The sequence below is a fragment of the Micromonospora sp. NPDC005197 genome (assembly GCF_040608295.1).
GTDB lineage: Bacteria > Actinomycetota > Actinomycetes > Mycobacteriales > Micromonosporaceae > Micromonospora.
On the sequence record NZ_JBEXHY010000268.1, the window covers coordinates 1 to 1,558 of the forward strand.

2 protein-coding genes are annotated in these 1,558 nt (G+C 70.5%); both read left to right on the plus strand.

Annotation, left to right across the window (positions count from 1 at the left end):
• Window positions 1-196: 196 nt before the first annotated feature.
• Window positions 197-628, plus strand: a complete 432-nt coding sequence (gene rplK, locus ABZU46_RS31730) for a 50S ribosomal protein L11 (RefSeq protein WP_007465329.1) — start codon at window positions 197-199, stop codon at window positions 626-628.
• A gap of 78 nt (window positions 629-706) precedes the next feature.
• Window positions 707-1,423, plus strand: coding sequence for a 50S ribosomal protein L1 (gene rplA, locus ABZU46_RS31735; RefSeq protein ID WP_234583444.1), 717 nt, complete (start codon window positions 707-709; stop codon window positions 1,421-1,423).
• The last annotated feature ends 135 nt before the right edge of the window (window positions 1,424-1,558 follow it).

The window sequence follows — 1,558 nt, forward strand, 5'->3', positions numbered from 1 at the left end:
CTCGCGGGGGGGGCGGGGGGCGGGCCCCCCGCCCGCCGCCGACGTCGGCGTACGCCCTCCCGCTCGACCTCGGCGGACGAGCGGGCTGCGGCCTGCGCTACTCTTGAACGTCGCCGCTGTCGCACCGCGCTGACCGTGCGCGTCCCCGAGGGCGGCGACGGCCGCATTTTCCCAGCTCCAAGCCCCAGGAAGTGACATGCCTCCGAAGAAGAAGCTCGTCAAGACGTTCACGCTTCAGCTGCCGGCGGGCCAGGCCACGCCGGCGCCGCCGGTCGGCCCCGCGCTCGGCCAGCACGGCGTGAACATCATGGAGTTCTGCAAGTCCTACAACGCGCAGACCGAGTCCCAGCGGGGCGACATCGTCCCCGCCGAGATCAGCGTGTTCGAGGACCGGTCCTTCAGCTTCGTGCTGAAGACCCCGCCTGCCGCCCGGCTGCTGATCAAGGCCGCCGGTGTGCAGAAGGGCTCGGGCGTCCCGCAGGCCGAGAAGGTCGGCTCGGTGAGCCGCGCCCAGCTGCGTGAGATCGCCGAGAAGAAGATGGCCGACCTCAACGCCAACGACCTGGACCAGGCCGAGAAGATCATCGCCGGCACCGCCCGGTCGATGGGCATCACCGTCAGCGACTGACGTTCGGCCTCGCCGACGACCCGACCGTGGGAGGGCCCGCGCCGAGCGGCCCGCCAGAGACCACAGGAGTAATCAGCAATGCAGCGCAGCAAGAGCTACCGCAAGGCCGCCGACGTCATCGACCGGTCGAAGCTCTACACCCCCTCCGAGGCCGTGAAGCTGGCCAAGGAGACCACCAACGTCAAGTTCGACGCCACGGTCGAGGTCGCCATGCGCCTCGGCGTCGACCCCCGCAAGGCGGACCAGATGGTCCGCGGCACGGTCAACCTGCCGCACGGCACCGGTAAGACCGCCCGCGTGATCGTGTTCGCCGGTGGCGCGAAGGCCGAAGAGGCCGCCGCGGCGGGTGCGGACGAGGTGGGCACCGACGAGCTGGTCGCCCGCATCCAGGGTGGTTGGCTCGACTTCGACGCGGCGATCGCCACGCCGGACCAGATGGCCAAGATCGGCCGGATCGCGCGGATCCTGGGCCCGCGCGGTCTCATGCCGAACCCGAAGACCGGCACGGTGACCATGGACGTCACCAAGGCGGTGCAGGACATCAAGGGCGGCAAGATCACCTTCCGGGTGGACAAGCACTCCAACCTGCACCTGATCATCGGCAAGGCCTCCTTCACGGAGACCCAGCTGGTGGACAACTACGCCGCGGTGCTCGACGAGGTGCTGCGCGCCAAGCCGTCCGCGGCTAAGGGCAAGTACCTCCGCAAGGTCATCCTCACCACCACCATGGGCCCGGGTGTCCCGGTCGACCCGAACCTGGTGAAGAACCTCCGTGAGGACCAGGCCGAGGCCTGAGCCGACAGTTCGCTCGTACCGGGGCGCCGCCACGATCGTGGCGGCGCCCCGCCGCGGGGGGGGTGGGGGGAGCGCGCGAGCAAGGGGCGGGGGAAAGGTGGGTGTGGGGTTGTGCGGGGGGGGGCGTGGGGGGTG

What these genes read in the sequence shown, in the direction of transcription:
- rplK (WP_007465329.1), top strand. Translation starts at nt 197, where the DNA reads ATGCCTCCGAAGAAGAAGCTCGTCAAGACGTTCACGCTTCAGCTGCCG.
- rplA (WP_234583444.1), top strand. Translation starts at nt 707, where the DNA reads ATGCAGCGCAGCAAGAGCTACCGCAAGGCCGCCGACGTCATCGACCGG.